Annotated in this window: 19 protein-coding genes and 1 pseudogene; 12 read left to right on the forward strand and 8 right to left on the reverse strand. The window is 69.4% G+C overall.

Translation table 11 applies throughout. The features are described 5' to 3' along the window. Nucleotides 1-33: 33 nt before the first annotated feature. Nucleotides 34-1,284, reverse strand: coding sequence for a cytochrome P450 (locus tag ABD327_RS21575; protein WP_344452382.1), 1,251 nt, complete (start codon nucleotides 1,282-1,284; stop codon nucleotides 34-36). A gap of 76 nt (nucleotides 1,285-1,360) precedes the next feature. Continuing rightward, entirely contained in the window at nucleotides 1,361-2,221 is an 861-nt protein-coding gene (locus tag ABD327_RS21580) for an alpha/beta fold hydrolase (protein WP_344452384.1), read from the reverse strand. A 167-nt stretch (nucleotides 2,222-2,388) separates the two neighbouring features. On the opposite strand from ABD327_RS21580, the gene ABD327_RS21585 reads away from it, so the two are divergent. Continuing rightward, nucleotides 2,389-3,750, forward strand: coding sequence for an aspartate aminotransferase family protein (locus ABD327_RS21585; protein WP_344452385.1), 1,362 nt, complete (start codon nucleotides 2,389-2,391; stop codon nucleotides 3,748-3,750). A 140-nt stretch (nucleotides 3,751-3,890) separates the two neighbouring features. Then, entirely contained in the window at nucleotides 3,891-5,444 is a 1,554-nt protein-coding gene (locus ABD327_RS21590; protein WP_344452387.1) for a GMC family oxidoreductase, read from the forward strand. 60 nt (nucleotides 5,445-5,504) lie between these two features. Here the strand turns inward: ABD327_RS21590 and ABD327_RS21595 are convergent, their stop codons facing one another. Further along, nucleotides 5,505-7,049: a long-chain-fatty-acid--CoA ligase gene (locus ABD327_RS21595; protein WP_344452389.1), complete on the reverse strand. Its 1,545-nt coding sequence runs from the start codon at nucleotides 7,047-7,049 to the stop codon at nucleotides 5,505-5,507. A gap of 265 nt (nucleotides 7,050-7,314) precedes the next feature. Here ABD327_RS21595 and leuS point away from each other — a divergent pair, with 265 nt between their 5' ends. The 4 genes from leuS to ABD327_RS21615 all read left to right on the forward strand — a co-directional run bounded on the left by leuS (nucleotide 7,315) and on the right by ABD327_RS21615 (nucleotide 12,159). Continuing rightward, complete coding sequence (gene leuS, locus ABD327_RS21600) at nucleotides 7,315-9,780, forward strand: leucine--tRNA ligase (RefSeq protein ID WP_344452390.1); 2,466 nt, start codon at nucleotides 7,315-7,317, stop codon at nucleotides 9,778-9,780. 159 nt (nucleotides 9,781-9,939) lie between these two features. Then, a complete protein-coding gene (locus ABD327_RS21605; protein ID WP_344452391.1) occupies nucleotides 9,940-10,512 on the forward strand; it encodes a helix-turn-helix domain-containing protein in 573 nt (190 codons plus the stop codon). Then, a complete protein-coding gene (locus ABD327_RS21610) occupies nucleotides 10,505-11,341 on the forward strand; it encodes an SRPBCC family protein (RefSeq protein ID WP_344452393.1) in 837 nt (278 codons plus the stop codon). Before ABD327_RS21605 ends, ABD327_RS21610 begins: the two co-directional genes overlap by 8 nt. Nucleotides 11,342-11,451: 110 nt before the next feature. Next, complete coding sequence (locus tag ABD327_RS21615) at nucleotides 11,452-12,159, forward strand: nucleotidyltransferase family protein (RefSeq protein WP_344452394.1); 708 nt, start codon at nucleotides 11,452-11,454, stop codon at nucleotides 12,157-12,159. 159 nt (nucleotides 12,160-12,318) lie between these two features. Here the strand turns inward: ABD327_RS21615 and lexA are convergent, their stop codons facing one another. Further along, nucleotides 12,319-13,002 (reverse strand): transcriptional repressor LexA, encoded by a 684-nt coding sequence (gene lexA / locus ABD327_RS21620; RefSeq protein ID WP_344452395.1) that lies wholly within the window; start codon nucleotides 13,000-13,002, stop codon nucleotides 12,319-12,321. Between the two features lie 444 nt (nucleotides 13,003-13,446). Between lexA and nrdR the strand changes: the two genes are divergently transcribed. Both nrdR and ABD327_RS21630 read left to right on the forward strand, forming a co-directional pair. Further along, nucleotides 13,447-13,902, forward strand: coding sequence for a transcriptional regulator NrdR (gene nrdR / locus ABD327_RS21625; RefSeq protein ID WP_344452396.1), 456 nt, complete (start codon nucleotides 13,447-13,449; stop codon nucleotides 13,900-13,902). 139 nt (nucleotides 13,903-14,041) lie between these two features. Beyond that, entirely contained in the window at nucleotides 14,042-16,864 is a 2,823-nt protein-coding gene (locus ABD327_RS21630) for a vitamin B12-dependent ribonucleotide reductase (protein ID WP_344452397.1), read from the forward strand. A gap of 73 nt (nucleotides 16,865-16,937) precedes the next feature. Here the strand turns inward: ABD327_RS21630 and ABD327_RS21635 are convergent, their stop codons facing one another. After that, complete coding sequence (locus tag ABD327_RS21635; RefSeq protein ID WP_344452398.1) at nucleotides 16,938-18,527, reverse strand: MDR family MFS transporter; 1,590 nt, start codon at nucleotides 18,525-18,527, stop codon at nucleotides 16,938-16,940. Further along, nucleotides 18,524-19,129 carry a TetR/AcrR family transcriptional regulator gene (locus tag ABD327_RS21640; protein WP_344452400.1) on the reverse strand — a complete coding sequence of 202 codons (606 nt, stop codon included), beginning with the start codon at nucleotides 19,127-19,129 and terminating at the stop codon, nucleotides 18,524-18,526. The genes ABD327_RS21635 and ABD327_RS21640 overlap by 4 nt, the downstream gene beginning before the upstream one ends. Nucleotides 19,130-19,232: 103 nt before the next feature. On the opposite strand from ABD327_RS21640, the gene ABD327_RS21645 reads away from it, so the two are divergent. Next, nucleotides 19,233-20,138 (forward strand): MerR family transcriptional regulator, encoded by a 906-nt coding sequence (locus ABD327_RS21645; protein WP_344452402.1) that lies wholly within the window; start codon nucleotides 19,233-19,235, stop codon nucleotides 20,136-20,138. On the opposite strand, the gene ABD327_RS21650 is transcribed toward ABD327_RS21645, so the two are convergent. Next, the gene (locus ABD327_RS21650) at nucleotides 20,065-21,003 is read right to left on the reverse strand and encodes a helix-turn-helix domain-containing protein (protein ID WP_344452403.1); all 939 of its coding nucleotides are present in this window, start codon (nucleotides 21,001-21,003) and stop codon (nucleotides 20,065-20,067) included. The genes ABD327_RS21645 and ABD327_RS21650 overlap by 74 nt on opposite strands. Before the next feature lie 163 nt (nucleotides 21,004-21,166). Here ABD327_RS21650 and ABD327_RS21655 point away from each other — a divergent pair, with 163 nt between their 5' ends. Then, a complete protein-coding gene (locus tag ABD327_RS21655; RefSeq protein WP_344452404.1) occupies nucleotides 21,167-22,597 on the forward strand; it encodes an MFS transporter in 1,431 nt (476 codons plus the stop codon). A gap of 8 nt (nucleotides 22,598-22,605) precedes the next feature. Here the strand turns inward: ABD327_RS21655 and ABD327_RS21660 are convergent, their stop codons facing one another. Further along, entirely contained in the window at nucleotides 22,606-23,472 is an 867-nt protein-coding gene (locus ABD327_RS21660) for an oxygenase MpaB family protein (protein ID WP_344452405.1), read from the reverse strand. A 289-nt stretch (nucleotides 23,473-23,761) separates the two neighbouring features. Here ABD327_RS21660 and ABD327_RS37490 point away from each other — a divergent pair. Both ABD327_RS37490 and ABD327_RS21670 read left to right on the forward strand, forming a co-directional pair. Beyond that, nucleotides 23,762-24,271 (forward strand): annotated as a pseudogene (locus ABD327_RS37490) (TerD family protein); the annotation flags it as partial. Between the two features lie 697 nt (nucleotides 24,272-24,968). Next, nucleotides 24,969-25,685: a ribonuclease HII gene (locus tag ABD327_RS21670; protein ID WP_344452407.1), complete on the forward strand. Its 717-nt coding sequence runs from the start codon at nucleotides 24,969-24,971 to the stop codon at nucleotides 25,683-25,685. Nucleotides 25,686-25,720: the final 35 nt, after the last annotated feature.

Here is a 25,720-nt window from a genome sequence, read left to right on the forward strand (position 1 = left end):
GGGATCGGCGGCGGGCGGAAGGGCCCGGGCGGGTCAGCCGAGGGTGTAGGGGAGGTGCTTGATGCCGTTGACGAAGTTGGAGAAGAGGCGGTCCGGGGTGCCGGACGTGATGGCGGGGAACTCGGTGAAGAGGCGCTGGAACATCACGTTGACCTCCTGGCGGGCCAGGTGGGCGCCCAGGCAGAAGTGCGGGCCGGGGCCGCCGAAGCCGACGTGCGGGTTCGGGGAGCGGGTGATGTCGAACTTGTCGGGGTCGGTGAAGACCGACTCGTCGCGGTTCGCCGAGTTGTAGTAGAGGACGAGCTTCTCGCCCTCCTTGATCTCGTGCCCGTTCAGCGTGGTGTCGCAGGTGGCGGTGCGGCGCATCCAGATCACCGGGGAGACGAACCGCACGATCTCCTCGATCGCGCCGGGGATGTGCGTGTCGTAGTCGCTCAGCAGGAGGGCGCGCTGCTCGGGGAAGCTGGTGAACAGGTGCAGCCCGTGCGCGATGGCGTTGCGGGTGGTCTCGTTGCCCGCGACGGCCAGCAGGATGAAGAAGGAGCCCATCTCCTGGTCGGTCAGCGACTCGCCGTCGATGTTGGCGTTGATGAGCTGGGAGACCAGGTCGTCGCCGTCGCCGCCCCTGCGCTCGCGGGCCAGCTCCTGCACCAGGTTCTGCAGGGCCTCGCCGGCCTCCATGAGCTTGGTGAGCACGCCCATGGCGTCGCCGGTCGGCAGGTACTCGGGGTCGTTGCCGGCCAGGATGACGTTGGAGGCGTCGAAGACGGTCTGGTAGGCGGACTCCGGGATGGCCATCATCTTGCAGATGATCTGCAGCGGGAGCCGGGCGGCGACGTCCAGGACGAAGTCGCCGGTGCCCTTGCCCGCCTTGAGGTCGTCGATGATCTCTCCGGCGACGGTGTGGATCTGATCCTCGAACCGCTGCATCATCATCCGCGGCGAGAAGGCGCGGGAGACGATGCGCCGGATCTTGGCGTGCCGCGGGTCGTCCATGACGATCATCGAGCCGAAGTACTCGTGCACGTCGCCGGGCATGTCCGGGATGCTGATCGAGCCCTTGCCGGAGCAGAAGTCCTGCGGGCGGCGCGAGGCCTCGACGACGTCGGCATGGGTGACGAGGGCCTTGTAGCCGGGGCCCTGCGGCATGATCTCGATCTTCGGTTCTTCGAACGTGATCAGCGAGGGGTGCTCGCGCAGCCGTTTGAACGCCTCGTTTCGCTCAGCGAGTGGCCGCTCCCAGAACGACCAGTCGGTCAGGTTGATCTCCTCGACTTCGAGCATGTCTCGACCCTCACTAGAACGATATTCGGTCAGTCCATCATGCCAAAGATCTGACGTACGCTGTATGTGACCTGGGTCACAGCCAGCTCAGTACCGCCTCATTGACCTTCTCGGGCTGCTCCACCTGCAGAAAGTGTCCCGCATCCTGGATGAGCTCGGTCTTAGATCCAGGCGGCAGGTGGTCGAGCAGCCCGCCGTCCAGGCCGATCACATCCGCGCCGAGGCATCCGTCGTCGGCTCCGTGCAGATACAGCAGGGGGACGCGTCCGACCGCGCCGGCGGCCTCCTGCTCGGCGGCGTAGCGGGGAAGGTGAAGCGACGGATCGAGCATCGCCCGGTAGTAGCCGATCGCCGCGGCCTTGTTCTCGGGAGCGCCCAGTGCCGCGAGGACGGGGGAGAGGTCCTCCTCGTGCCCGGGGGACCAGTCCCTCCACAGGCCCGCGACGAACCCGTCGTCGAGCGCCGTCTCGGCCAGCGGGGTCTGGAAGAGGAAGATGTAGAACGACCGCTTGAGCTGTTCATAGGAGAAGAACCCCCCGAACAGCGCGCTCACCGGGGGCAGGGCCATCGTCACCGCCCGCCGCCAGCGCTCGGGCGCCGCGGAGAGGGCCCCGTAGACGGCGGCGGCGCCCCAGTCGTGGCCGATGAGGACCGCGGATCCGTCCCCGCCGAGGGCCTCGTGCAGGGCGTTGGCGTCGGCGGCGAGCGCGCCGGTCTGGTAGGCGCCGTCCGGGGCGAGGGAGGTCGGGGCGTATCCCCGCATGTAGGGAGCGACCACCCGGTGGCCCGTCCCGGCGAGGGCCGCGCTCAGGTGGCGCCAGCTGTGCGGGGTGTCGGGAAAGCCGTGCAGCAGCAGCGCCAGCGGCCCGTCGGAGGGGCCTGCGGACAGGCAGCCGAACTCCAGCCCGTTCGCCCGGACCGTCGTGATCTCACTCATGGCCCGTGACGCTACTCCGCCCGCCCGGGCCCGGAGTTCTCCGTCGGGTCTCGCATGTGACGTGACCTTCGGATATCGTTGACTTAAAGTGTATTTGTGCGTGATTCAGTGCTCTTGATTGAGTGAATCAACGGAATAAGTTGTCCGGACCGTACGAGGAAGAAGCGATGACCGACCCTCAAGCAGCAGCCCGGGACCATCTGTGGCTGCACTTCACCCGCCACTCGACCTACGAGAACGGCGGCGAGGTGCCGATGATCGTCCGCGGTGACGGCGCCTACATCTACGACGACAAGGGCAGGAAGTACCTCGACGGCCTGGCCGGGCTGTTCGTGGTCCAGGCCGGGCACGGCCGCGCGGAGCTCGCCAGGGCCGCCGCGGAGCAGGCCTCCGAGCTGGCCTTCTTCCCGCTCTGGTCCTACGCCCATCCCAAGGCCGTCGAACTGGCCGAGCGGCTGGCGCTCGCCGCGCCCGGAGACCTGAACCGGGTCTTCTTCACCTCCGGTGGAGGCGAGGCCGTCGAGTCGGCGTGGAAGCTGGCCAAGCACTACTTCAAGCTCACCGGAAAGCCCGGCAAGCACAAGGTGCTGAGCCGGGCCACCGCCTACCACGGCACCACCCAGGGCGCGCTGTCGATCACGGGGGTGCCCGCGTTCAAGGCCCCCTACGAGCCGCTGGTGCCCTCGACCTTCCGGGTGCCCAACACCAACTTCTACCGGGCCACCGCCCACGCCGACGACGTGGAGGCCTTCGGCCGCTGGGCCGCCGACCGCATCGAGGAGGCCATCCTCTTCGAGGGCCCCGACACCGTCGCGGCGTTCTTCGTCGAGCCCGTCCAGAACGCCGGCGGCTGCTTCCCGCCCCCGCCCGGTTACTTCCAGCGGGTCCGCGAGATCTGCGACAAGTACGACGTGCTGCTGGTCTCCGACGAGGTCATCTGCGCCTACGGGCGGCTGGGCACCATGTTCGGCGCCCAGAAGTACGGCTACCAGCCCGACATCATCACCAGCGCCAAGGGCCTGACCTCCGGCTACTCGCCGCTCGGCGCGATGCTCGTCAGCGACCGGCTGTTCGAGCCGTTCAAGACGGGCGAGACGATGTTCGCCCACGGCTACACCTTCGGCGGTCACCCCGTCTCGTCCGCGGTCGCGCTGGCCAACCTCGACCTGTTCGAGCGGGAGGACCTGCTCGGCAACGTCCAGCGCAACGAGGCAGTCTTCCGCGCCACCCTGGAGAAGCTGCTCGACCTGCCGATCGTCGGCGACGTGCGGGGCGACGGCTACTTCTACGGAATCGAGCTCGTCAAGGACAAGGCCACCAGGGAGACCTTCGACGAGGAGGAGTCCGAACGGCTGCTGCGCGGCTTCCTGTCCAAGGCCCTGTACGACTCGGGCCTGTACTGCCGTGCCGACGACCGGGGCGACCCGGTCATCCAGCTCAGCCCGCCGCTGATCTGCGGTCCTGAGCACTTCGAGGAGATCGAGCAAAAGCTGCGTTCCGTCCTCACCGAGGCCTGGACGAAGATCTGAGCGCTGCCCGCCCGTCCCGCCTCCGGCCATGGCGGGACGGGCGGCGCGGAACCGGGAGCCGGGCCGCCCGGATGCTGGACAGTGCCTCCCACGAGGGTGGATAGTCCGGGGACGACCCCCCAGGCCCTCGGAGGAGCGCTGTGCACTACGACTACGTGATCGTCGGAGCCGGTTCGGCGGGATGCGTCCTGGCCGCGAGGCTGTCGGAGGATCCCGGCGTCACCGTCGCCCTGATCGAGGCCGGAGGGCAGGACGACAAGAAGGAGTTCCACGTTCCGGCGGGATTCCCCAACCTCTTCCGGACCGAGGCCGACTGGAACTTCTCCACCACCGGGCAGGAGGCACTGGCCGGACGGGAGCTGTACTGGCCGCGCGGACGGGTCCTGGGCGGCTCCTCCAGCATCAACGCGATGATGTGGGTGCGCGGCACCAGGGAGGACTACGACGACTGGGAGGTCCCCGGCTGGTCGTACGAGGAGGTCCTCCCGTACTTCCGGAGGGCCGAGCGCCGCGTCGGCTCCAACGCGGGCAGCGTCTACGGCACCGAAGGCCCCCTGCACGTCGAGGAGCAGCGCGACCCGAACGTCACCACCAAGGCGTTCCTGAAGGCCTGCGAAGAACTGGGCCACAACAGGCTGGCGGAGCTGAACGGCCCGTCGAACGAGGGGTACGCGCAGACGCCCGTCACGCAGAAGAAGGGCCGCCGCTGGAGTGCTTACGACGCCTTCCTCAAGCCCGTCCTGAACCGGCCCAACCTCACCGTCATCACCGATGTCCAGGTCTCCAGGGTGCTGATCGAGGACGGCCGCGCCGTCGGGATCGTCCACGGAGGCCAGGAGGTCCGCGCGGCTGAGGAGGTCGTCCTGTGCGCCGGGACGATCGGCTCCCCGCACCTGCTGATGCTCTCGGGCATCGGCGATCCCGAGCATCTGGCCGAGCACGGCATCGACGTGGTGCACCCGCTTCCGGCCGTCGGCCGCAACCTCCAGGACCACCTGTCGGTCGGCGTCTTCCGCAAGTGTCCGAAGAAGGTCACCCTCGCCAGTGCCGAGACCGTCGCCAACCTCCTCAAGTACCTCGCGACGCGTAAGGGCCCTTTCACCACGAATGTGGGGGAGGCTGTGGTCTTCCTGCGCAGCGACCCCGCGCTGCCCGCCCCGGACCTGGAACTGATCTTCGCGCCGGGCCCGTTCATCAAGCACGGCCTGGACAAGGAGGCGGCCAAGGAGGACGGCATCACCATCGGCGTCGTCCTGCTGCAGCCCGACAGCGTCGGCTCCCTCACCCTGGCCTCGGCGGACCCGGCGGAGGCGCCCAGGATCGACGCGGCCTACCTGACGGGGGAGAGCGACCTCGAGCGCCTGGTCTTCGGCATCCGCGAGGCGGAGAAGCTGATGAACGCCGAGGCCCTACGGCCGTACGCGGGGGAGGACTACCCGCCCTACCCGGGAGCCGGGAGCGACGAGCTGCTCGAGAGGCATGTCAGGGAGAACGGCGAGACGCTCTACCACCCGGTCGGCACCTGCCACATGGGAGTGGAGGAGACCTCGGTCGTCGACCCGCAGCTGCGGGTGCGCGGGGTGCGCGGCCTGAGGGTCGCCGACGCCTCGATCATGCCGAGGGTCAACCGGGGCCACACCCACGCCCCCGCCGTCATGATCGGCGAGAAGGCCGCCGACCTGATCAGGGGCTGAGGACGGCGAAGGGGGGGAGCGGCNNNNCCCTTCACTCCGGCAGGAGCCGGGAAGCGGGTCTCAGCGCAGCTCGCGCTTGAGGATCTTGCCGCTGGCGGTCATCGGCAGCTCGTCGCGGAACTCCACGATCCGCGGGTACTTGTAGTTGGCGAACTGCTGCTTGCCCCAGGAGACCAGCTCCTCCTCGGTCACCTCGGCGCCGGGCTTGCGGATGACGTACGCCTTGATCTCCTCGCCGTGGCTGTCGTGCGGGACGCCCACGACGGCGGCCAGCGAGACGGCCTCGTGGGTCATGAGGACCTCTTCGATCTCCCGCGGGTAGACGTTGTAGCCGCCCCGGATGATCATGTCCTTGGACCGGTCGACGATGAAGTAGTAGCCCTCGTCGTCGCGTCGGGCCAGGTCGCCGGTGCGGAACCAGCCGTCCTTGATCGCCTCGGCCGTCGCCTCGGGCCGCTTGTAGTAGCCCTTCATGACGTTGTGGCCGCGGATCGCGATCTCGCCGGGGCCCTCGCCCTCGACGGTGTTCCACTCGTCGTCGATCAGCTTCATCTCGACGCCCCAGATCGGCAGGCCGATGGAGCCGGGCTTGGTGGGCCGGTCGGGGCGGTTGAACGAGGCGACCGGGGAGGTCTCCGACAGGCCGTAGCCCTCGAGGACGTCCACGCCGAACTTCTTCTTGACGCCCTTGATGATCTCCAGCGGCAGCGCGGCGCCGCCGGAGACGGCCACCCGCAGGTTCGCCGTGATCTCCTTGACGTCGTCCTCGGAGGTGTCGTCCATGAGCAGCGCCCACCACATGGTGGGCACGCCCGCGAACATGTTGATCTTCTCCTTGACCAGCAGCGCGACGGCGGCCTTCGGCTCGAACCGCGGCACCAGCGCCAGCGTGGCCCTGCGGTAGATGCCCGCGTTCATCACGCACGTCTGGCCGAAGATGTGGAACAGCGGCAGCGTCACCATGAAGGTGTCGTGCAGGGTCTTGGCGAAGAGGCCGTCCGCCACCATCGCGTTCATCAGCATGTTGGCGTGCGACAGCTCGGCGCCCTTGGGCTGGCCGGTGGTGCCGGAGGTGTAGAGCACGACGGCGGTGTCGGTCGGCTCGGTGACCACCGGCTCGAAGGTGCCGGGCAGGCCGTTCAGCGCGGCCCAGAACAGCTCGGTGCCCTCGATCGGCGACTCGGAGGCGGCGGGGTTGGCGGGCAGCACGACGAAGTGCTCGCAGCCGTCGGCCTGCTGGAACCCGGCGTGCCCGGACTCGCCGATCGGCAGTTCGGGGGTGCCCTCGAAGCAGAAGAGCGCCTTGGCGTCGGAGTCCTCGAGGTGGTAGGCGACCTCGCGGGGCTTGAGCAGCACGTTCAGCGGGACGACGACCGCGCCGGCCTTGAGGATCCCGAAGTAGACCATCGGGAAGTAGGGCAGGTTCGGGCTGGAGAGGGCGACCTTGTCCCCGGGGCGGATGCCCCAGGAGACCAGGAGGTTGGCGACCTGGTTGGCGACCGTGTTGACGAACGAGTAGGACAGTCGCATGTCCCCGAAGACGAGGGCGTCGCGATCGGGCGTCTCGCGGGCCGCGTCTTCGATCAGCACGGACAGGTTGAGCATCGTGTTTCTCTCCTCGCCGAAGGTGGTCGTCTGGGTGTTTACGTGCGGGTAACCATCCAACCGGCATCGGCGGGGGACGTCTAGGGGGAGTGAGGCGTCCGTCTCAACGAGCCTTGTCCGGCTTGCTCCTGCGCTATTCTTAAGGTATGCGATCGAGGCTGCTTCTCAGCCAGCCACGCTGATCTCGAAACCAGCGTGGCCGCCCCTCCCTGCGTGAGGGGCTTCTTCATTTGTCTGAAGGCAGCGAACCGGAAAAGGAAGCCCAGTGAGCGACGAAGAGCAGCAGTACGATCCCCGCGCCGTCCAGGAGAAGTGGCAGGCCCGCTGGGCGGAGCTCGGGACCTTCGCCGCCAGCGACGACCCCGCGGACCCGCGTGAGCGGCGCTACATGCTGGACATGTTCCCCTACCCGTCCGGGGACCTGCACATGGGCCACGGCGAGGTCTTCGCCATCGGCGACGTGGTGGCCCGGTACTGGCTGCACCAGGGCTACAACGTCCTGCACCCGATCGGCTGGGACTCCTTCGGCCTGCCCGCGGAGAACGCCGCGATCAAGCGCAACGCCCACCCCGCGGAGTGGACGTACGCCAACATCGAGACGCAGGCGAACTCCTTCCGGCGTTACGGGATCTCCTTCGACTGGTCCCGGCGGCTGCACACCAGCGACCCGGAGTACTACAGGTGGAACCAGTGGCTGTTCACCCGGTTCTTCGAGCGGGGCCTGGCCTACCGCAAGGGCGGCCTGGTCAACTGGTGCCCCAACGACCAGACGGTGCTGGCCAACGAGCAGGTCGTCGCGGGCAGGTGCGAGCGCTGCGGCGCGGACGTCGTGCGCCGGGAGCTGACCCAGTGGTACTTCAAGATCACTGACTACGCGGACCGGCTGCTGGACGACATGGCCCAGCTGGAGGGCGGCTGGCCCGAGCGCGTGCTGACCATGCAGCGCCACTGGATCGGCCGCTCCGAGGGCGCCGACGTCACCTTCGAGATCGAGGGCCACGGGCCGGTCACCGTCTACACCACCCGCCCCGACACCCTGTACGGCGCGACGTTCTTCGTGGTCGCCGCCGACGCCGCGCTGGCCTCCCGGATTGTCGCCGACGAGCAGCGTCCGGCGCTGGAGGCATACCAGGCCGAGGTCGCCAAGCTGAGCGACATCGACCGCCTGTCCACCGACAAGGAGAAGACGGGCGTCTTCCTGGGCGTGCACGCGATCAACCCGGTGAACGGCGAGCGCATCCCCGTCTGGGCCGCCGACTACGTCCTGGCCGACTACGGGCACGGCGCGATCATGGCCGTCCCCGCCCACGACCAGCGCGACCTGGACTTCGCCAAGGCCTTCGACCTGCCGGTCAAGGTCGTTCTGGAGACCGGGGCCGAGGACCCGGCCGTCACCGGCACGGCCACTCCCGGCGAGGGCAGGCTGATCAACTCCGGGCCGCTGGACGGGCTGGGCAAGGCCGAGGCCATCTCCACGATCATCGGGATCCTGGAGGAGAAGGGACTGGGCCACGGCACGGTCAACTTCCGGCTGCGCGACTGGCTGCTGTCCCGCCAGCGGTTCTGGGGCACCCCGATCCCGATCATCCACTGCCCGTCCTGCGGCGAGGTCCCCGTTCCCGACGAGGACCTGCCCGTGCGGCTGCCCGACGACCTGCGCGGCGCCGACCTGGCGCCCAAGGGCGTGTCCCCGCTGGCCGGTGCCGCCGACTGGGTCAACGTCAAGTGCCCGGCCTGCGGTGGAGAGGCCAAGCGCGACACCGACACCATGGACACCTTCGTGGACTCGTCCTGGTACTTCCTGCGCTACTGCTCGCCGGGCTACACCGACGGCCCGTTCGACGTCGAGAAGGTGCGCCGGTGGATGCCCGCCGAGCAGTACGTCGGCGGCGTGGAGCACGCGGTCCTGCACCTGCTGTACGCGCGCTTCTTCACCAAGGTCCTGCACGACCTGGGCATGGTCGACTTCACCGAGCCGTTCACCCGGCTGCTGAACCAGGGCCAGGTGATCAACCAGGGCAAGGCGATGTCCAAGTCGCTGGGCAACGGCATCGACCTGGGCCAGCAGATCGACGCCTACGGCGTGGACGCGGTCCGGCTGACCATGGTCTTCGCCGGCCCGCCGGAGGAGGACATCGACTGGGCGGACGTCTCGCCGGCGGCCTCCCAGAAGTTCCTGGCCCGCGCCTACCGGGTCATGTCGGAGGTCGCCAGTGAGCCGGGCGTGGACTTCGCCGCCGGTGACGTGGACCTGCGCCGGGTCACCCACCGGACGATCGACGAGGTCACCCGCCTGGTCGAGGGGCACCGCTTCAACGTGGCGGTCGCCCGCATGATGGAGCTGACGTCGGCGGCGCGCAAGGCCATCGACTCCGGTCCCGGCGCGGCCGACCCGGCGGTCCGCGAGGCCGCCGAGACCCTGGCCGTCCTGCTGTCGATCACCGCTCCGTACATCACCGAGGAGGGCTGGGAGAAGCTGGGCCACAGCGGCTCCATCGCCCGCGTGCCGTGGCCGGTCGCCGATCCGGCGCTGCTGGTCCGGGAGTCGGTGACGTGCGTCGTCCAGGTCGCCGGCAAGGTCCGCGACCGGCTGGAGATCTCTCCGGAGATCTCCGCGGACGAGCTGGAGAAGCTGGCGCTGGCCTCGGAGAAGGTCCAGGCCGCGATCGGTGACGGCACCGTCCGCAAGGTCATCGTCCGCGCGCCGAAGATCGTCAACATCGTCGTCTGACACGTGTCGGTCTGGGGGGCGACCCCCAGGCCCCCGAGGGCGGGCGAGCCGATCCTCGCTTCGCTGCGGTCAGCTCGCCCGAAGGGCCGTCCCACCCGGGGCGGCCCTTCTCGCGGCCCTATTGACAAAATCCGTTTTTACATAAAAACTGATTTTGCCATGAGAGACATCCTGTACCTGGAGCAGATCGAACAGGCCGAGATCCTGTTCAAGCCGCAGCGCATCGAGGTGCTGCGGCTGCTGGCCGAACCCCGCACCTGCGGGGAGGTCGCGCAGCGGCTCGGCCAGTCCAAACAGCGCGTGTACTACCACGTCAAGCTGCTGGAGGAGGCCGGGCTGGTCACGCGCGTGGCCGAACGGAAGGTGCGCGCCGTCCACGAGGGCGTCTACCAGGCGACCGCCCGGTCGTACTGGATGTCCCCGCGACTGGTCGGCCGGCTCGGCGGGCTGCGCGAGGCGCGGGACGCGATGAGCCTCGGCTACCTGCTCGACCTGATGGAGGAGGTGCAGGAGGACGTCGCCAAGCTCGACCCCGCCGCCTCCGAGCTCCCCTCCTTCGGCGTCTCCGGCGAGATCCGGATCGCGCCGGAGCGGCGGGGAGAGTTCCTGGACGAGCTGCGGCACACCCTGCAGGACCTTTTCACGCGCTACGGAGGGGCGGAAGGCGACGCCTTCAAGCTCGCCGTGGCGTGCTACCCGAAAGACCACCCGAAGGAGCAAGAGGATGCTTGAACCGATGAAGATCGCCGCCCGGACCTCCGCCCCGATCAAGGAGGTCCACCAGGCGCTCACCGACCCCGAGCTCATGCGCGGGTGGCTGGCCGAGCACGCCCGGGTGGAGCTGCCCGAACGCTACGAGTTCTGGGGGCGCTACACCCCCGAGGGCGACGCGCCGCACCAGCGGCTCCTGCACGCCGACGACCGCACGATCCGCTTCGCCTGGCCGCTCGGAGGAGTCGAGACGACCACCGAGTTCTCGCTGGCCGAGGAGGACGGGGGCACGCTGATCACGGTCGTCCAGACCGGCGTCGACCCCGACGCGGCACGGCGCGGCGAGGGGATCCAGAACGTCCTGTTCACCTTCTGGTACCTGGCGGTGGCCAACCTCGTCGACCAGGTGGAGGGGCGGGCCGTCACCGGCTGGTGCGACTTCGCCGGAGGCGAGCTGCGGAGCGAGGTGCTGATCGCCGCGGGACGGGACGAGGTCTTCGACGCGCTCACCGACGGTGCGAAGGTCACCGAATGGTTCGGCTTCCCCATCGACATCGAGCCGTTCGTGGGCGGGCGCTACTCCATGGGGGGCTTCGAGAACGACCCGGTGGGCGCCAAGATCGTGGAGCTGGAGCCGGGGCGGAAGGCGAGCGTCGACTGGGGGGTCCCGGGCGTCACCACCTGGGAGCTCGCCGACTCCGACGGCGGAACCAGGCTGACGTTCGTCCAGAGCGGCTTCGACCGGGAGGACCCGCCGTTCGCGGCCTGGTGCGGTTCGCTCTCGGGAGTGGCGCAGCTGCGGCGGTACGTGGAGTTCCCGGGCCGCCGGTCCATCTGGGCGGAGGCCTGACCCTTTCTCAGACAGATCTGAACTGAACGTAACAAAGCGTCAGGTACAGGTCATTCTGGCGTAACTTACGTGCGGCACGCTGGAGCCGTCCCGAAAGAGGAGGTTCCCCCGTGACTCAGGTGAGGCAGGCGGTGATCCTGGCCGGAGGCAACGCCACCCGGCTGCGGCCGTACACCGACCGGGTGCCCAAGGCGCTCGTCGACGTCGGAGGCAAGCCCATCCTCGAGCACCAGGTCGAGTGGCTGGCGGCCGAGGGCGTCGAGCACGTGGTCGTCTCCTGCGGCCACCTGGGCGAGATGATGCGGCGGCACGTCCTGGGCCGGTCCTTCCCGCTCCAGGTGAGCGTGGCGGTGGAGGAGCGGCCGCTCGGCAGGGGCGGGGGGCTGAAGTACGCCTCCCGTGCCCTTCCCTTCCCCGACGAGCCCTGGCTGGGGCTCAACGGGGACATCCTCACCCGCTTCCCGCTGGCGGACCTGGCGCGCCACCACGCCGACTCCGGAGCGCTGGCGACCCTGGGCGTCACCGCGCTGAAGTCGCCCTACGGGATCGTCGGCATCGCCGAGGACGGGCGCATCACGGGCTTCAAGGAGTCGCCGGTGCTGCCGCACTGGATCAACGCCGGCGTGTACCTCTTCGAGCCCGGCATGCGGGACCTGCTGCCCGACCTGGGCGACCACGAGACCGCGACCTTCCCCCGGCTCGCCGAGCAGGGGCGCCTCGGCGCCTACGAGATCGACGGGTACTGGAAGGGGATCGACACCGCCAAGGACCTCAAGGAGGCCCACCGGGACATGCGGAACCTCGGCTGGGCCGCCTGAGCCGCAGGGAACAGGTGACCGCAGCGAAGCGAGGATCGCCTGTTCCCTTTCGGGGGTCCGGGGGTCGCCCCCCGGGAAAGGAAGCACAGCGAAGCGCCGCCCCCTCTTCCACCGGGGCGGCGCTTCGTCGTGCTCGCGGAGTGACGGCCGAGACGGCCGTCAGATCTTGCGCAGGACCGCGACGACCTTGCCCAGGACGCTGGAGGCGTCGCCGGGGATCGGCTCGTAGGCGGGGTTCTGCGGCAGCAGCCAGACATGCCCGTCCTGGCGCTTGAACGTTTTGACCGTCGCCTCGCCGTCGATCATCGCGGCCACGATGTCGCCGTTGTCGGCGTCGGGCTGCTGGCGCACCACGACCCAGTCGCCGTCGGTGATGGCCGCCTCGATCATCGAGTCGCCCTGGACCCGCAGCAGGTAGTGGTCGCCCTCGCCGACGAGCTGCTTGGGGAGGGTGAAGACGTCCTCGACGGACTCCTCGGCCAGGATCGGGCCGCCGGCCGCGATCCGGCCCACCAGGGGCACGTACGCCGGGACGGGGCCCTCCTCGTAGGGCTCCGCGGCGCCGGCGGGCCGCGCCGCCCTCCCGCCGCCGGGCACGCGCACCTCGACCGCGCGGGGGCGGTTGGGGTCGCGGCGCAGGAAGCCCTTGCGCTGCAGGGTGCGCAGCTGGTGCGACACGCTGGAGGTGCTGGTCAGCCCGACCGCCTCGCCGATCTCGCGCATCGACGGCGGGTAGCCGCGGCGCTGGACCGAGTCCCGGATCACTTCGAGCACCATGCGCTGGCGCTGGGTGAGGCCGGTCTCGTCCAAGGGTTCCTCAGGCGTCTGAGAGACCTTGCCCATGGCGCCTTCGCCTCCTGTCTCGTGTGCTCTCGTCGTAGTGGCTCGCGCCACAGAACGTTAGCGTGTTCCCGGGTGATGATCAAACAATTGTTCGAGATTGGTGTGATCGATCTGGCGGGTCGGCCCGTGAATATCGTACACCCGTTCTATCGAAAATTGATTCGAGGAATGTGTCAAGAAATGGGTGTTTCTGAGCCGCCCGCCCGCCGGAGAGGGGCCGGGGAAGGGTCCGCGGGGGCGGGCGCGCCGCCGCCCGCCGCGCGACACGCCGGGGGATGCCGTGTGACCAGGGTCTACCCTCGGGGCGGTCGTTCCGGCTTGCGAAGGGAGTGCCGGGGGCTTAGGTTTGGACCACAACATCTAGTAGTTACATGGATGTAACTCGCCATAAGTTGTGGTCTCCTGGTGAATAGTTGACCCCGGTTCACGGGAAGGAGCAGGGACGTGCACTGTCCATTCTGCCGTCACCCCGACAGCCGGGTGATAGACAGCCGGTCCACCGAGGACGGGGCCGCCATCCGGCGCCGTCGCTCCTGTCCCGAATGCGGCAAGAGGTTCACCACCCAGGAGAGCGTGCTCCAGATGGTGGCCAAGCGCAGCGGGGTGACCGAGCCCTTCATCCGGGAGAAGATCATCGCCGGGGTGCGCAGGGCCTGCCAGGGCCGCCCGGTCGACGAGGACGCGCTCGCCCTACTGGGACAGAAGGTCGAGGAGGCCATCCGGGCCACCGGTGCCGCCGAGATCCAGTCCCACGAGATCGGCCTGGCGATCCTGGGGCCCCTGCGGGAGCTCGACGAGGTCGCCTACCTGCGTTTCGCCTCGGTCTACCGGGGCTTCGAGTCGATCGACGACTTCGAGAAGGAAATAGACGCTCTGCGTGGCAAGGGCTCGCCGGAATGAGGAAGCCGGCGAACTCGCTGTAACGACCGCGGGCGCACAGTCAGAAACCACACCCCTCCCGGTGGCGTACCGGGAGAAGGGTGTGATCAGTCATGCGTGAGAAGGGGCCCTGACGAAGGGGGCCCAGTGAGGGGGAGACATGACCGAGACGGTCAGCGGACCGGCTCGTCGTGGCAAGGCCGCGGTGCGCAAGGGCCTGAAGATGGAGCGCATCTTCACCAAGCCCGGAGTGCACCCCTATGACGAGCTCGACTGGGAGCGTCGTGACGTCGTCATGACGAACTGGCGCGACGGTTCGATCAACTTCGAGCAGCGCGGAGTCGAGTTCCCCGCCTTCTGGTCGATCAACGCCGCCAACATCGTCACGACCAAGTACTTCCGCGGCGCGGTCGGCACCCCGCAGCGCGAGTGGAGCCTCAAGCAGCTCGTCGACCGGGTCGTGAAGGTCTACACCGACACCGGCCGCGAGCACGGCTACTTCGCGTCCGACGAGGACGCCGAGATCTTCGAGCACGAGCTCAAGTACGCCCTGGTCCACCAGGTCTTCAGCTTCAACTCGCCGGTCTGGTTCAACGTCGGCACCAAGTCCCCGCAGCAGGTCAGCGCCTGCTTCATCCTCTCCGTGGACGACCAGATGGAGTCGATCCTGGACTGGTACAAGGAAGAGGGGGTGATCTTCAAGGGCGGCTCCGGCTCCGGCGTCAACCTCTCCCGCATCCGCTCGTCCAAGGAGCTGCTCTCCTCCGGCGGAACCGCCAGCGGCCCCGTCTCCTTCATGCGGGGCGCCGACGCCTCGGCCGGCACCATCAAGTCCGGCGGCGCCACCCGCCGCGCCGCCAAGATGGTCGTCCTGGACGTCGACCACCCCGACGTCGCCGAGTTCATCCAGACCAAGGCCCGCGAAGAGGACAAGGTCCGGGCCCTGCGCGACGCCGGGTTCGACATGGACCTCGGCGGCAGGGACATCGTCTCCGTCCAGTACCAGAACGCCAACAACAGCGTCCGGGTCTCCGACGAGTTCATGCGCGCGGTGGAGACCGGCGGCGAGTTCGGGCTGCGCGCCCGGCTGACCGGGGAGGTCATCGAGACCGTCCGCGCCAAGGACCTCTTCCGGCTGATGGCCCAGGCCGCCTGGGAGTGCGCCGACCCCGGCGTCCAGTACGACGACACCATCAACGACTGGCACACCTCGCCCGAGTCCGGCCGCATCACCGCGTCCAACCCCTGCTCGGAGTACCTGCACCTGGACAACTCCTCGTGCAACCTGGCCAGCATCAACCTGCTGAAGTTCCTGCGCGCCGACAACACCTTCGACGTCGCGCCGTTCGTCAAGCTGGTCGAGCTGATCATCACCGCGATGGACATCTCGATCACCTTCGCCGACTTCCCGACCGAGAAGATCACCGAGACGACCCGCGCGTTCCGCCAGCTGGGCATCGGCTACGCCAACCTCGGCGCGCTGCTCATGGCGAGCGGCCACGCCTACGACTCCGAGGGCGGCCGCTCCGTCGCCGCGGCCATCACCTCGCTGATGACGGGAACCGCCTACCGCCGCTCGGCCGAGCTCGCCGCCGCCGTCGGCCCCTACGACGGCTACGCCCGCAACGCCGAGGCGCACAAGCGCGTCATGCGCAAGCACGCGGCCGCCAACGACACGATCCGGACCCTCGACGAGGTGGACAAGGCGCTCCACCTCGAGGCCACCCGCGAGTGGGCCGAGTGCCTGAAGCTCGGCGAGAAGAACGGCTACCGCAACGCCCAGGCGTCGCTGCTCGCGCCGACCGGCACCATCGGCCTGATGATGGACTGCGACACCACCGGCATCGAGCCCGACCTGGCGCTGAAGAAGTACAAGAAGCTGGTCGGCGGCGGCTCCATGGAGATCGTCAACCACACCGTGCCGCGCGCCCTCGGGAAGCTCGGCTACCAGCCCGAGCAGGTCGAGGCGATCGTCGAGTACATCGCCGAGCACGGCCACGTCGTGGACGCCCCGGGTCTCAAGCGCGAGCACTACGAGGTCTTCGACTGCGCGATGGGCGAGCGGTCCATCAGCCCGATGGGCCACGTCCGGATGATGGCGGCCGTCCAGCCGTTCCTGTCCGGCGCGATCTCCAAGACCGTCAACATGTCCGAGAGCGCGACGGTCGAGGACATCGAGAAGGTCTACTTCGAGGGCTGGAAGATGGGCCTGAAGGCGCTGGCCATCTACCGCGACAACTGCAAGGTCGGCCAGCCGCTGTCGATCGCCAAGAACGCCAAGAAGGAGGAGCCCGAGGCCGCTCCGGTCGTCGCGGCCGCTCCCGCGGGGCCGGTGCCCCCGGTCCGCCGCCGGCTGCCGAAGAAGCGTCCGGCCACCGTCACCCGCTTCTCCGTCGCGGGCGCCGAGGGCTACATGACCGCCTCGTCCTACCCGGACAACGGCCTGGGCGAGGTGTTCCTCAAGCTCGGCAAGCAGGGCTCCACCCTGGCCGGCGTCATGGACGCCTTCTCGATGGCCATCTCCATCAGCCTCCAATACGGCGTTCCGCTGGAGACGTGGGTCGAGAAGTTCACCAACATGCGCTTCGAGCCCGCCGGGATGACCGACGACCCCGACATCCGCATGGCGACGTCCTTCATGGACTACATCTTCCGCCGGCTGGCGCTGGACCACCTGCCGTACGAGTCACGCGCCGAGCTCGGCATCTTCTCCGCCGAGGAGCGCACCCTCCAGGCCGCGGGCGAGGACCCCGCGTCCCTGCACGGCGAGGACGTCGAGGGCCTGGCCCAGTCCGCGGAGATCGAGCTCCCGGCCCAGCCGCTCCCGGTCGTCCAGTCGGCCCCGGCCCGCGTCGACGCCACCGAGAGCCATGGCCGCCGTACCGCCGACGCCCCGATGTGCATGACCTGCGGCACCGGCATGCGCCCCGCGGGCAGCTGCTACGTCTGCGAAGGCTGCGGCTCCACCAGCGGCTGCAGCTGATGTGAGGGCCAGAGCGTGAGAGGGGGATCCGAGCCTGCTCGGATCCCCCTCTCCGTATGAGTCGGCGCCGCGGTCACGCCTTGCCGGGATTCGGGGGGAGGAGCTGCTCGTCGGCGATGGCGCTGACGGGGAGGTCGCGCTCGATCCTGGTGGCGAGGGGCTTCTCGACCAGGAAGCAGAGGACGGCCGTGGTGAGGAACGCGAGCGGGACCATCCACAGGAAGATCGGCATGAGCGCCTCGTTGTAGGATTCGATGACCGGGGTCCGCACCTCGTCCGGGAACGCGTTCACGAGCGCCGGGGTGAGCGAGTCGACGTGCGCCGCCGCACCGCCGTCCTCGGGCAGCCGCTCGGCGAGGAGCGAGGTGAGGCGCGCGGTGAAGACCGAGCCGACGACCGCGGAGCCGAGGGTGGCGCCGACCTGGCGGAAGTAGTTGGTCGCCGCCGTCGCCGTTCCCACCTGGCTGACGGGGAAGGAGTTCTGCACGATCAGGATCAGGGTCTGCATCGACATGCCGAGGCCGGTGCCGAACACGTACAGGTAGAGGCAGGTGAGCGGAGTGGGGGAGTCGGTGTGCAGGGTCGACAGGAGCCCGAGGCCGACGCCCATGACGACGGAGCCCAGGAGCGGCGACCACTTGTACCTCCCGGTCCGTGAGACGGCCTGCCCGGAGGAGATCGACGCGACGAGCATGCCGCCCATCATCGAGACCATCAGCAGGCCGGCGTGCGTGGCGCTGGCGCCGGTCACCATCTGCAGATAGGTCGGCATGTACCCGAGGATGCCGAACATCATCACGCCCACGAACAGCGCCGCGACCGTCGTGAGGTTGAAGTTGAGGTCCTTGAACAGGGACGGCGGGATGATCGGCTGGCTCGCCCTCGACTCGACGAACATGAACAGGGCGGCCGTGACGACGGCGAAGGCGGTCAGCCCGACGATCTGGGGCGAGCCCCAGTCGTACCGGGACCCTCCCCAGGTGCCGACGAGCACGAGCGCGGTCGTCGCGGTGGACATGAGGGCCATCCCCAGGTAGTCGAGCCTGGGGCGCCCGTCGTTCGCGGGCCGGGGCAGGCGCAGCAGGAACACCGTGGCCAGGACGGCGAGGGCGCCGAGCGGGAGGTTGATCCAGAACGCCCACCGCCAGCCGGGCCCTTCGGTGAACCAGCCGCCGAGAAGCGGGCCGACGATGGACGAGACGCCGAAGACGGCGCCCATGATGCCCATGTACTTGCCGCGTTCGCGTGCCGGGACGACGTCCGCGATCGCCGCCTGCGACAGGATGATCAGCCCGCCGCCGCCGAGCCCCTGGACGACCCTGCCCGCGATCAGCCACTGGATCGTTCCAGACAGGCCGCCGACCACGGAGCCTGCCGTGAACAGCAGGATCGCCGCGAGCAGGACGGGCCTGCGGCCGAACAGGTCGCTGACCTTGCCGTAGACGGGCATCACGATCGTCGACGCGAGGATGTAGGAGGTGATGACCCAGGCCATGTCGTTGACGCCGTGGAGCTCCCCGACGATCGTCGGGAGGGCGGTCGACAGGACCGTCTGGTTCAGGGAGGCCAGCAGCATCGCCACTATCAGGCCGGCGAACAGCAGCCGGATGCGCTTGGCCTCGTCCCCCTTCTCGGGCACGGTGTTCGGGATGGTCGCGGTCAAGAGATGTCCTCCAGAACCTTCTTGAAGGTGGCGATGGCCGACTCGATCGCGGCGGTCGGATCGGTTTCGACGGCTCCGGGGTCGTGCGTGTACACGTAGCGCAGCACCGTTCCGGCGAGCATGAGCAGGGCGCGGGAGGACTCGCCCGCGGTCTCCCCCGAGGAGGACAGCTTCTCCTTCAGGACGGACTCGACCAGCTGTTCCGCCGTGGAGACGTGCTGGGAGAGCCGCTGGCGCAGTTCCGGGAACCGGTGCACCAGGATCCGGCGCTCGTCGAAGGTCGAACCGGCTTCGAAGCTCGAGCGGATGATGGACACGATCAGGCGGACCGTGCGGGTGAACGGGTCCGCCGAGTCCTCGTCGAGGAACCGCGCCAGCTCCGCCTCCGACATCGACGGCGGCCGCGCGCCCAGCACCGCGTCCTCTTTGGAGGCGAAGTAGTTGAAGAAGGTGCGCCTGGAGACGCCGGCGCGGTCGGCGATCGCCTCCGCGGTCACCGCGGCCAACCCCTGTTCCGACACGAGCTGAACCGCCGCGTCGTGCAGTTCTTTCGTCGTCCGGCGGCGCTGGCGTTCCCTGAGCCCGGGGAGATTTTCCTGCATGGGGAGATTATGCACTAGTGCAATCTTTGCCCGAGTGCAGGATCGGACCGGTCCCCTCTTTCCCGGTTGACTTTCCACCGGGTGGAAGGTGGAGGGTCGGCGCATGAGCACGAGCACGGAGTTGTTCACCATCGGACAGCTCGCCCGCCGTACGGGGCTGGCGGCGCGGACCATCAGGTTCTGGTCGGACCTGGGGGTCGTGCCGCCGGCCGGGAGGTCGGCGGGCGGCTACCGGCTCTACGACGCCGAGGCGGTCGCCCGGCTCGAGCTCGTCCGGACGCTGCGGGAACTGGGACTGGGACTGGAGGCCGTCCGCGAGGTGCTGGCGCGCGGCACCACGTTGGCCGAGGTCGCCAGGACCCATGTCGCGGCGCTGGACGTCGAGATCCGCGTGCTGCGGCTGCGTCGGGCGGTGCTCAGCACGGTCGCCGCGCGGGAGAGCACGATAGAGGAGACGGTGCTGATGCACAGACTGGCCAGGCTGTCCGCGCGGGAGCGGCAGCAGATGATCGACGATTTCCTGGCCGAGGTGGCCGAGGGGATCGACCCCGAGGCGCCTGCCATGGGCATCGTCCGGAGCATGCGGCGAATGCCCGCGGAGCTGCCGGACGACCCCGCGCCCGAACAGGTCGACGCCTGGATCGAACTCGGGGAGCTCGTCACCGACGAGAGCTTCCGGCAGAAGGTCCGCGCCATGGCGGTGGCCGGGGAAGGGACCGACGAACCCGACCAGGGGCCTGACTACCACCAGGTTTTCGAGCACGCCGGACGGGCGCTGGCGGAGGACGTCGACCCCGCTTCGGAAGAGGGACGGGCGGTTCTGGACCGTATCGTCGACCCGGACCTTCCGCTCGAGCGGCGTGCCCGGATGCTCGAACAGCTGGAGACGTTCACCGATGCGAGGGTCGAGCGCTACTGGCACCTGCTGGCGGTCATCAACGGCGAGCAGCCGAACCCTCCGGGCGTTCCGGCCTTCGAGTGGCTGATCGCGGCGTTGAGAGCTCATTAGCGCCTGAAGGAAGCGAGTGGGCGAGGAGGCGTAGGGCCGCGTCGGACGCGGTGCCGGGGAGGGCGGTGTAGGTCTGGATTCGGTGGCCGGTGTCGTCGGGCAGGTGCAGGACCTCGAACTCGAGGTCGAGGTCGCCGACCTCCGGGTGGCGGAACCACTTGCGCCCGGACTGGCAGGTGTGGACGGGGTGCCGGGCCCACAGCCGCGCGAAGTCGTCGCTCTTGAGGGTCAGCTCGCCGACCAGGTCGGCCAGCGCCCGGTCGTCGCGGTAGCGGCCGGCGACCAGGCGGAGGGAGGCGACGGCGCGCGCGGCCTCCTCGTCCCAGCGGGCGTACAGCTCCCGGGTGTGGGAGTCGAGGAACAGCATGCGGGCGAGGTTGGGGCGGTCGGCGGGCTGGCCGGGCGCGGTGAAGTCGTAGTGGCCGCCCAGCAGCGCGTGGCCGAGGCGGTTCCAGGCCAGGACCTCGGTGCGGCGGCCCAGGATGAGGGCGGGGACGTCGGTCATCGCTTCGATCAGGCGCACCGTGCTCGCGCGGGCGGTGTCCGGACGCGCCGGGCGCCGCCGCCCGGCTCCGGCCGGTTTCGCCAGGTCGTGCAGGTGGGTGCGCTCGTCGTCGTCGAGGCCGAGCGCCCTGGCGATCGCGTCGAGGACGGACTCGGAGGCGTTCACGCTGTGCCCCTGCTCCAGGCGGGTGTAGTAGGTGGCGCTGATGCCCGCGAGCTGGGCGAGCTCCTCCCGGCGAAGCCCCGGCACGCGCCGGGCTCCGTAGGACACGATGCCGGCGTCCTGGGGGCTCAGCCGCGCCCGGCGGCTGCGCAGGAACTCACCGAGGACGGCTCCTGCCGACATGTCCGCTTTGTTCATGCGTCCATTGTGCGTCGGAGTTCCGGACGGCGCCTGGCACTGTCAGTGATAGGCAGCGCGGTGCTCGGTTCAGCGTGGTGTGGCAGCGGATCCGGGCTTCTTCCAGAGTCGGAGCGGGACGACATGAGGCGTCCCCCTCCGACTCTGGAAAGGACCGTCTGACATGACGACTCTGGAACGACCCGCCGTCGGCGGCCGTGAACGCCTGGCCTTGGGCGTGCTGCTGACGGCCAACTTCACCCTGGCCGTCGACTTCTCCCTTCTCAACGTCGCGCTGCCCGCCATCGGCGCCGACGTCGGGTTCTCCCTGGGGAACCTGCAGTGGATCTCGACGTCCTTCGCGCTGTGCGCCGCGGGGTTCACGCTCCTGTTCGGGCGGGTCGCGGACCTGTTCGGCCGACGCCGACTGTTCCTGGCGGGCATCCTCCTCCTCGGCCTCTCCTCTCTGGCCGGAGGGCTGGCCGACACGCCCTGGGTGCTGCTGGTCGCCCGGGTCGCGCAGGGACTGGCGACCGCCGCGGTGACACCCGCGGCGCTGTCGCTGATGACGACCTCGTTCCCGGAAGGCCCGGTGCGGGACAGGGTGCTGGGCCTGAACGGCGCGCTGATGGCGGCGGGGTTCACGACGGGCGCCGTTCTCGGTGGGGTGCTCGCCGACCTGCTGAGCTGGCGGTGGGCGTTCTTCATCAACGTCGCGGTCGCGGTCGCCGTCCTGGCGGTCGGCCCCGCGGTGCTCGCCGAGAGCAGGCCGGAACGGCGGACCGGCCTGGACCTGCCCGGGGCGGTGACGGTCACCGCGGCCCTGCTGGCGCTGGTGTACGGGCTTACCCAGGCGGGGGAGAGGAGCTGGGGCAGCCCGCACGCCTACGGTGCGCTCCTCGCCGGCGCGGTGCTCCTGGCGGCGTTCTGGCAGATCGAGAAGCGGGTGGCGCAGCCGCTGGTCCCGGTGCGGGTGCTCCGCCGCCGGACCGTCAGATGGGGCAACCTCGCGGGGATGCTGGCCTTCGCGACCGAGACTTCGCTGGTGTTCCTGCTGACCCTCTACCTGCAGGAGGTCCTGGGCTACTCCCCGCTGGCGGCGGGCCTGTCCTTCGCGGTCCTCGGCGCCGGCACCGTCCTCGGCGGAATCCTCGGCCCCAAGGCCATCGCCGCGTTCGGCGGGAGGAACGCCCTCGTGGGCGGTTTCCTGGTCCAGGCGGCGGCGACCCTCCCGCTGGTCTTCCTCGGCGACCGCCCCTGGTGGATCGCCGTGCTGCTGGTCGCGACGTTCACCGGAGGGGTCGCCAATCTGGTGGTGATCGTCGGCTTCATGGTCACCGCGACGTCCGGGCTGCCCGACGACGAGCAGGGCCTGGCCACGGGCCTGGCGACGATGAGCCAGCAGGTGGGCATCACGATGGGCATCCCGGTGATGTCGGCGATCGCCACCGCGCGGATCCACGCCCTGGGAGACCAGGCCGCGCACACCGTGCTGAGCGGGGTCAGCACCGCGGTGGCGGTGAACACGGCGGTCTGCGTCGCGGCCGCCGTCCTGCTCGCGGTGTTCCTGCGGCGGCCGGGGGGAACCGGGGCGACCCGGCCCCTCCCGGCGTGAGGGACGGGTCAGACGACGGGGAGGCCTCTGCGCATGCGGCGGCGGAAGTCCCACAGGAAGAGGTTGAAGGGGAACTCGCGGAGGACGGCCGGCATGAAGCGGTTGACGGCGGCGGCGGTGCGGACGACGCGGTTGAGGAGGAACTGCTGACGGCGGTTCCACTTCATGCCGAGCAGGTCGCGGAACTCCTGGGGGAGGAAGCCGGCGCTCAGGAAGAAGATGACGGGGCCCACGGTCTGGCGGAGAGGAGTGGGGAGGAAGGCCATGTTCGCGAGGTCGTGCAGGAACTCGCGGGCGTAGTCGTCGAGCTCGAGCTTCTTGACTGAATCGTTCCAGTACTCCTCGAAGGCCTCGCGGTCGGCCGGCCACATCTCCTGGGGGACCTGGAGGGTCGTGGCGAACCGGGCGGAGTGGTGGTAGAAGTCCTCCCAGTCCTGCCGGCTCAGCGGGAGGTCCAGCGCCTCGGCCAGGTCCACGGCGCCCTTGTAGAGGCAGGCGGCGACCCACAGCTGGAGGTCGGGGGAGAAGGCGTTGTACCTGACCGGCGCGCCGGGGGCGGAGTGGACCTGGCGGTGCGCGCGGTTGACCTCCTTGCGCAGGTACTCGCGCTCGGCCGCCGTCCCGTTGCTGGCGATCGCCAGGAAGGTCAGGGTGGTGCGTCCACGCTTGATCGGGTGCTTGTCGAGCCGGCCGCTCTCGACCTTGCTCTCGGCCACCCCGTAGCCGACCTTGATGTTGGAGAGCTGCATGAGGACGTTGGACATGGCGAGGGCGATCGAGAACCAGTTCAGGGTGTCCCGGGCCACCTTCGGGATGGGCTCGTCCTGGAAGGTCTTGCGCTGTTCGGGGGGAGTGGGAGCCACTGCGCTCGTCATGGGGGGCCTCACTTCATGCGCGGGGTGGGTGCGCCGTCGGGATCTCGCCTACGGTTACATAAGTAACCAGTTACTTTCAAGATGTCCCGCATCACAGAGATCGCTCCGGCGGAGAGTGTCGTTACAGGGGCTCGGGAATGATAAGCCGTATGATTCACCGTGAAGGCGCGGGATCGTGCATGGCGCGCTTCGGTTCCGGGCTCGACAGTGGGGGGCGTGGGTGTCCGCGCCCCCTGTCCTTTTCGCTCCCCAGCCCGACGTGACCCCGCCCCCGCCACTGGAGCCCGCGATGCAGCTGCCCAAAGGAGCCAACGTCCCCGTCCCCGCGACCTCGGTCCGCGTGGAACTGAGCTGGACGACGGGGCCCGACGCCGACGCCACCGCCCTTCTGCTGGCCGGAGGACGGGTCCGCGGCGACGACGACATGGTCTTCTACAACCAGCCGTCGCACCCGTCCGGAGCCGTCCGGCACGAGGGCAAGCGGCGGACGCCCGGCGGGGAGGTGGTGGACGCCCTGTCGGTCGACCTCGCGGCGGTCGAGCCCCAGATCGACACGATCGCCGTCGTGGCCTCGGTCGACGGCGGCGCCTTCGGCCAGTACCGGGACCTGAACATCCGGGTGCTGGACGCGGGCGGCGGCGCGGAGATCGCCCGCTTCGACCCGTCCGACGCGACCACCGAGACGGCCTTCGTGCTGGGCGAGCTCTACCGGCGGCAGGGCACCTGGAAGTTCCGGGCCGTCGGCCAGGGCTACGACAGCGGCCTGGCCGGGCTGGCCACCGACTTCGGCATCACCGTGGAGGACGCGCCGGCGACGCCGCCCCCGCCTCCGTCCGCTCCCGCGGTCAGCCTGCAGAAACTCACCCTGACCAAGCAGGCCCCTTCGGTGTCGCTCACCAAACGAGGCGCGACTTCCGGCGTGATGCGGGTGAACCTCAACTGGACGGTCCAGGGAACGAGCGCCCCGAAGAAGGGCCTCTTCGCCTCCCTGGGCGTCACCAAGCACCTCGACCTCGACCTGTGCTGCATGTGGGAGCTCCAGGACGGCCGGAAGGGCATGATCGACCCGCTGGCCAAGAGCTTCGGCGCTCTCGACAAGCCCCCTTACCTGCTGCTGGACGCCGACGACCGGACGGGCGCCCGCGCCGAGGGCGAGAACCTCACCATCAACCTCGACCGCGGCGGGGAGTTCCGGCGGGTGCTGGTGCTGGCCACGATCTACGAGGGGGCCGACAGCTTCGCGGGCCTGAACGCCGTCGCGACCCTCTATCCGCAGCAGGGCGCGCCGATCGAGATGTTCCTCGACGAGTGCGACGTGCCCGGCGCCCGGACCGCCGTGATCGCCAGGATCGACAACGTCGGTGGTGAGCTGGTCGTCACCCGCGAGGCCCGCTACTTCGCCAACGAGGGGCGCAAGGGCAGCAAACAGCTGGCGGACGAGGCCTATGACTGGGGTTTCCGCTGGACGGTCAGCCGCGGCAAGTAACTTGCCTTCCATGGCTGCCGTTCCGGGACCCGCCGGTCATGCGGGATACGAACTCGAGGACAGGTTGCGGGCCGCCGGAGCCGTCCGGATCGCCGGGGTGGACGAGGTCGGCCGGGGCGCCTGGGCCGGTCCGGTCACGGTGTGCGCGGCGGTCACCGACTTCAGCCCGCCCCCCGAGCTGGAACGCCGTCGCGGGCCGGTCCGCCTCACCGACTCCAAGCTGCTGAGCGCCGCCCACCGGGAGGCGTTCGCCGAGGTGCTGCCCGACTGGCTGAGCTCCCACGCGCTGGGGGAGGCGAGCGCGGCGGAGATCGACGAGCTGGGCATGACGGGGGCGCTGCGGCTGGCGGCGGTTCGGGCGCTGAAAGCGCTGCCCGAGCCGCCGGATGTGATCATTCTCGATGGAAAGCACGATTTCCTCGGTTCTCCCTGGCGGGTGCGCACCGAGATCAAGGCCGATCGCACTTCCGTCTCGGTCGCCGCGGCGTCCGTTCTGGCGAAGGTCCACCGCGATCGCCTGATGGCGGATCTCACGGGCTGCGACGAATACGGGTTCGCCGAATGCGCCGGGTACCCCTCGCCCCGCCACCAGGCGGCGCTGGAGCGGCTCGGCCCCACCGAACACCACCGCCTCTCCTGGTCCTACCTGGACGATCTTCCCCGCTGGCGGCATCTGCGCAGGCATCGCGACCCGCTCGCCGGAGAGGGCCAACTGAGCCTGCTGTGAGGTTCCCGATTCCGGAATTTCACCTGTCGATCCGG

Origin of the sequence: Actinocorallia aurantiaca (genome assembly GCF_039533685.1) — a bacterium.
GTDB lineage: Bacteria > Actinomycetota > Actinomycetes > Streptosporangiales > Streptosporangiaceae > Actinocorallia > Actinocorallia aurantiaca.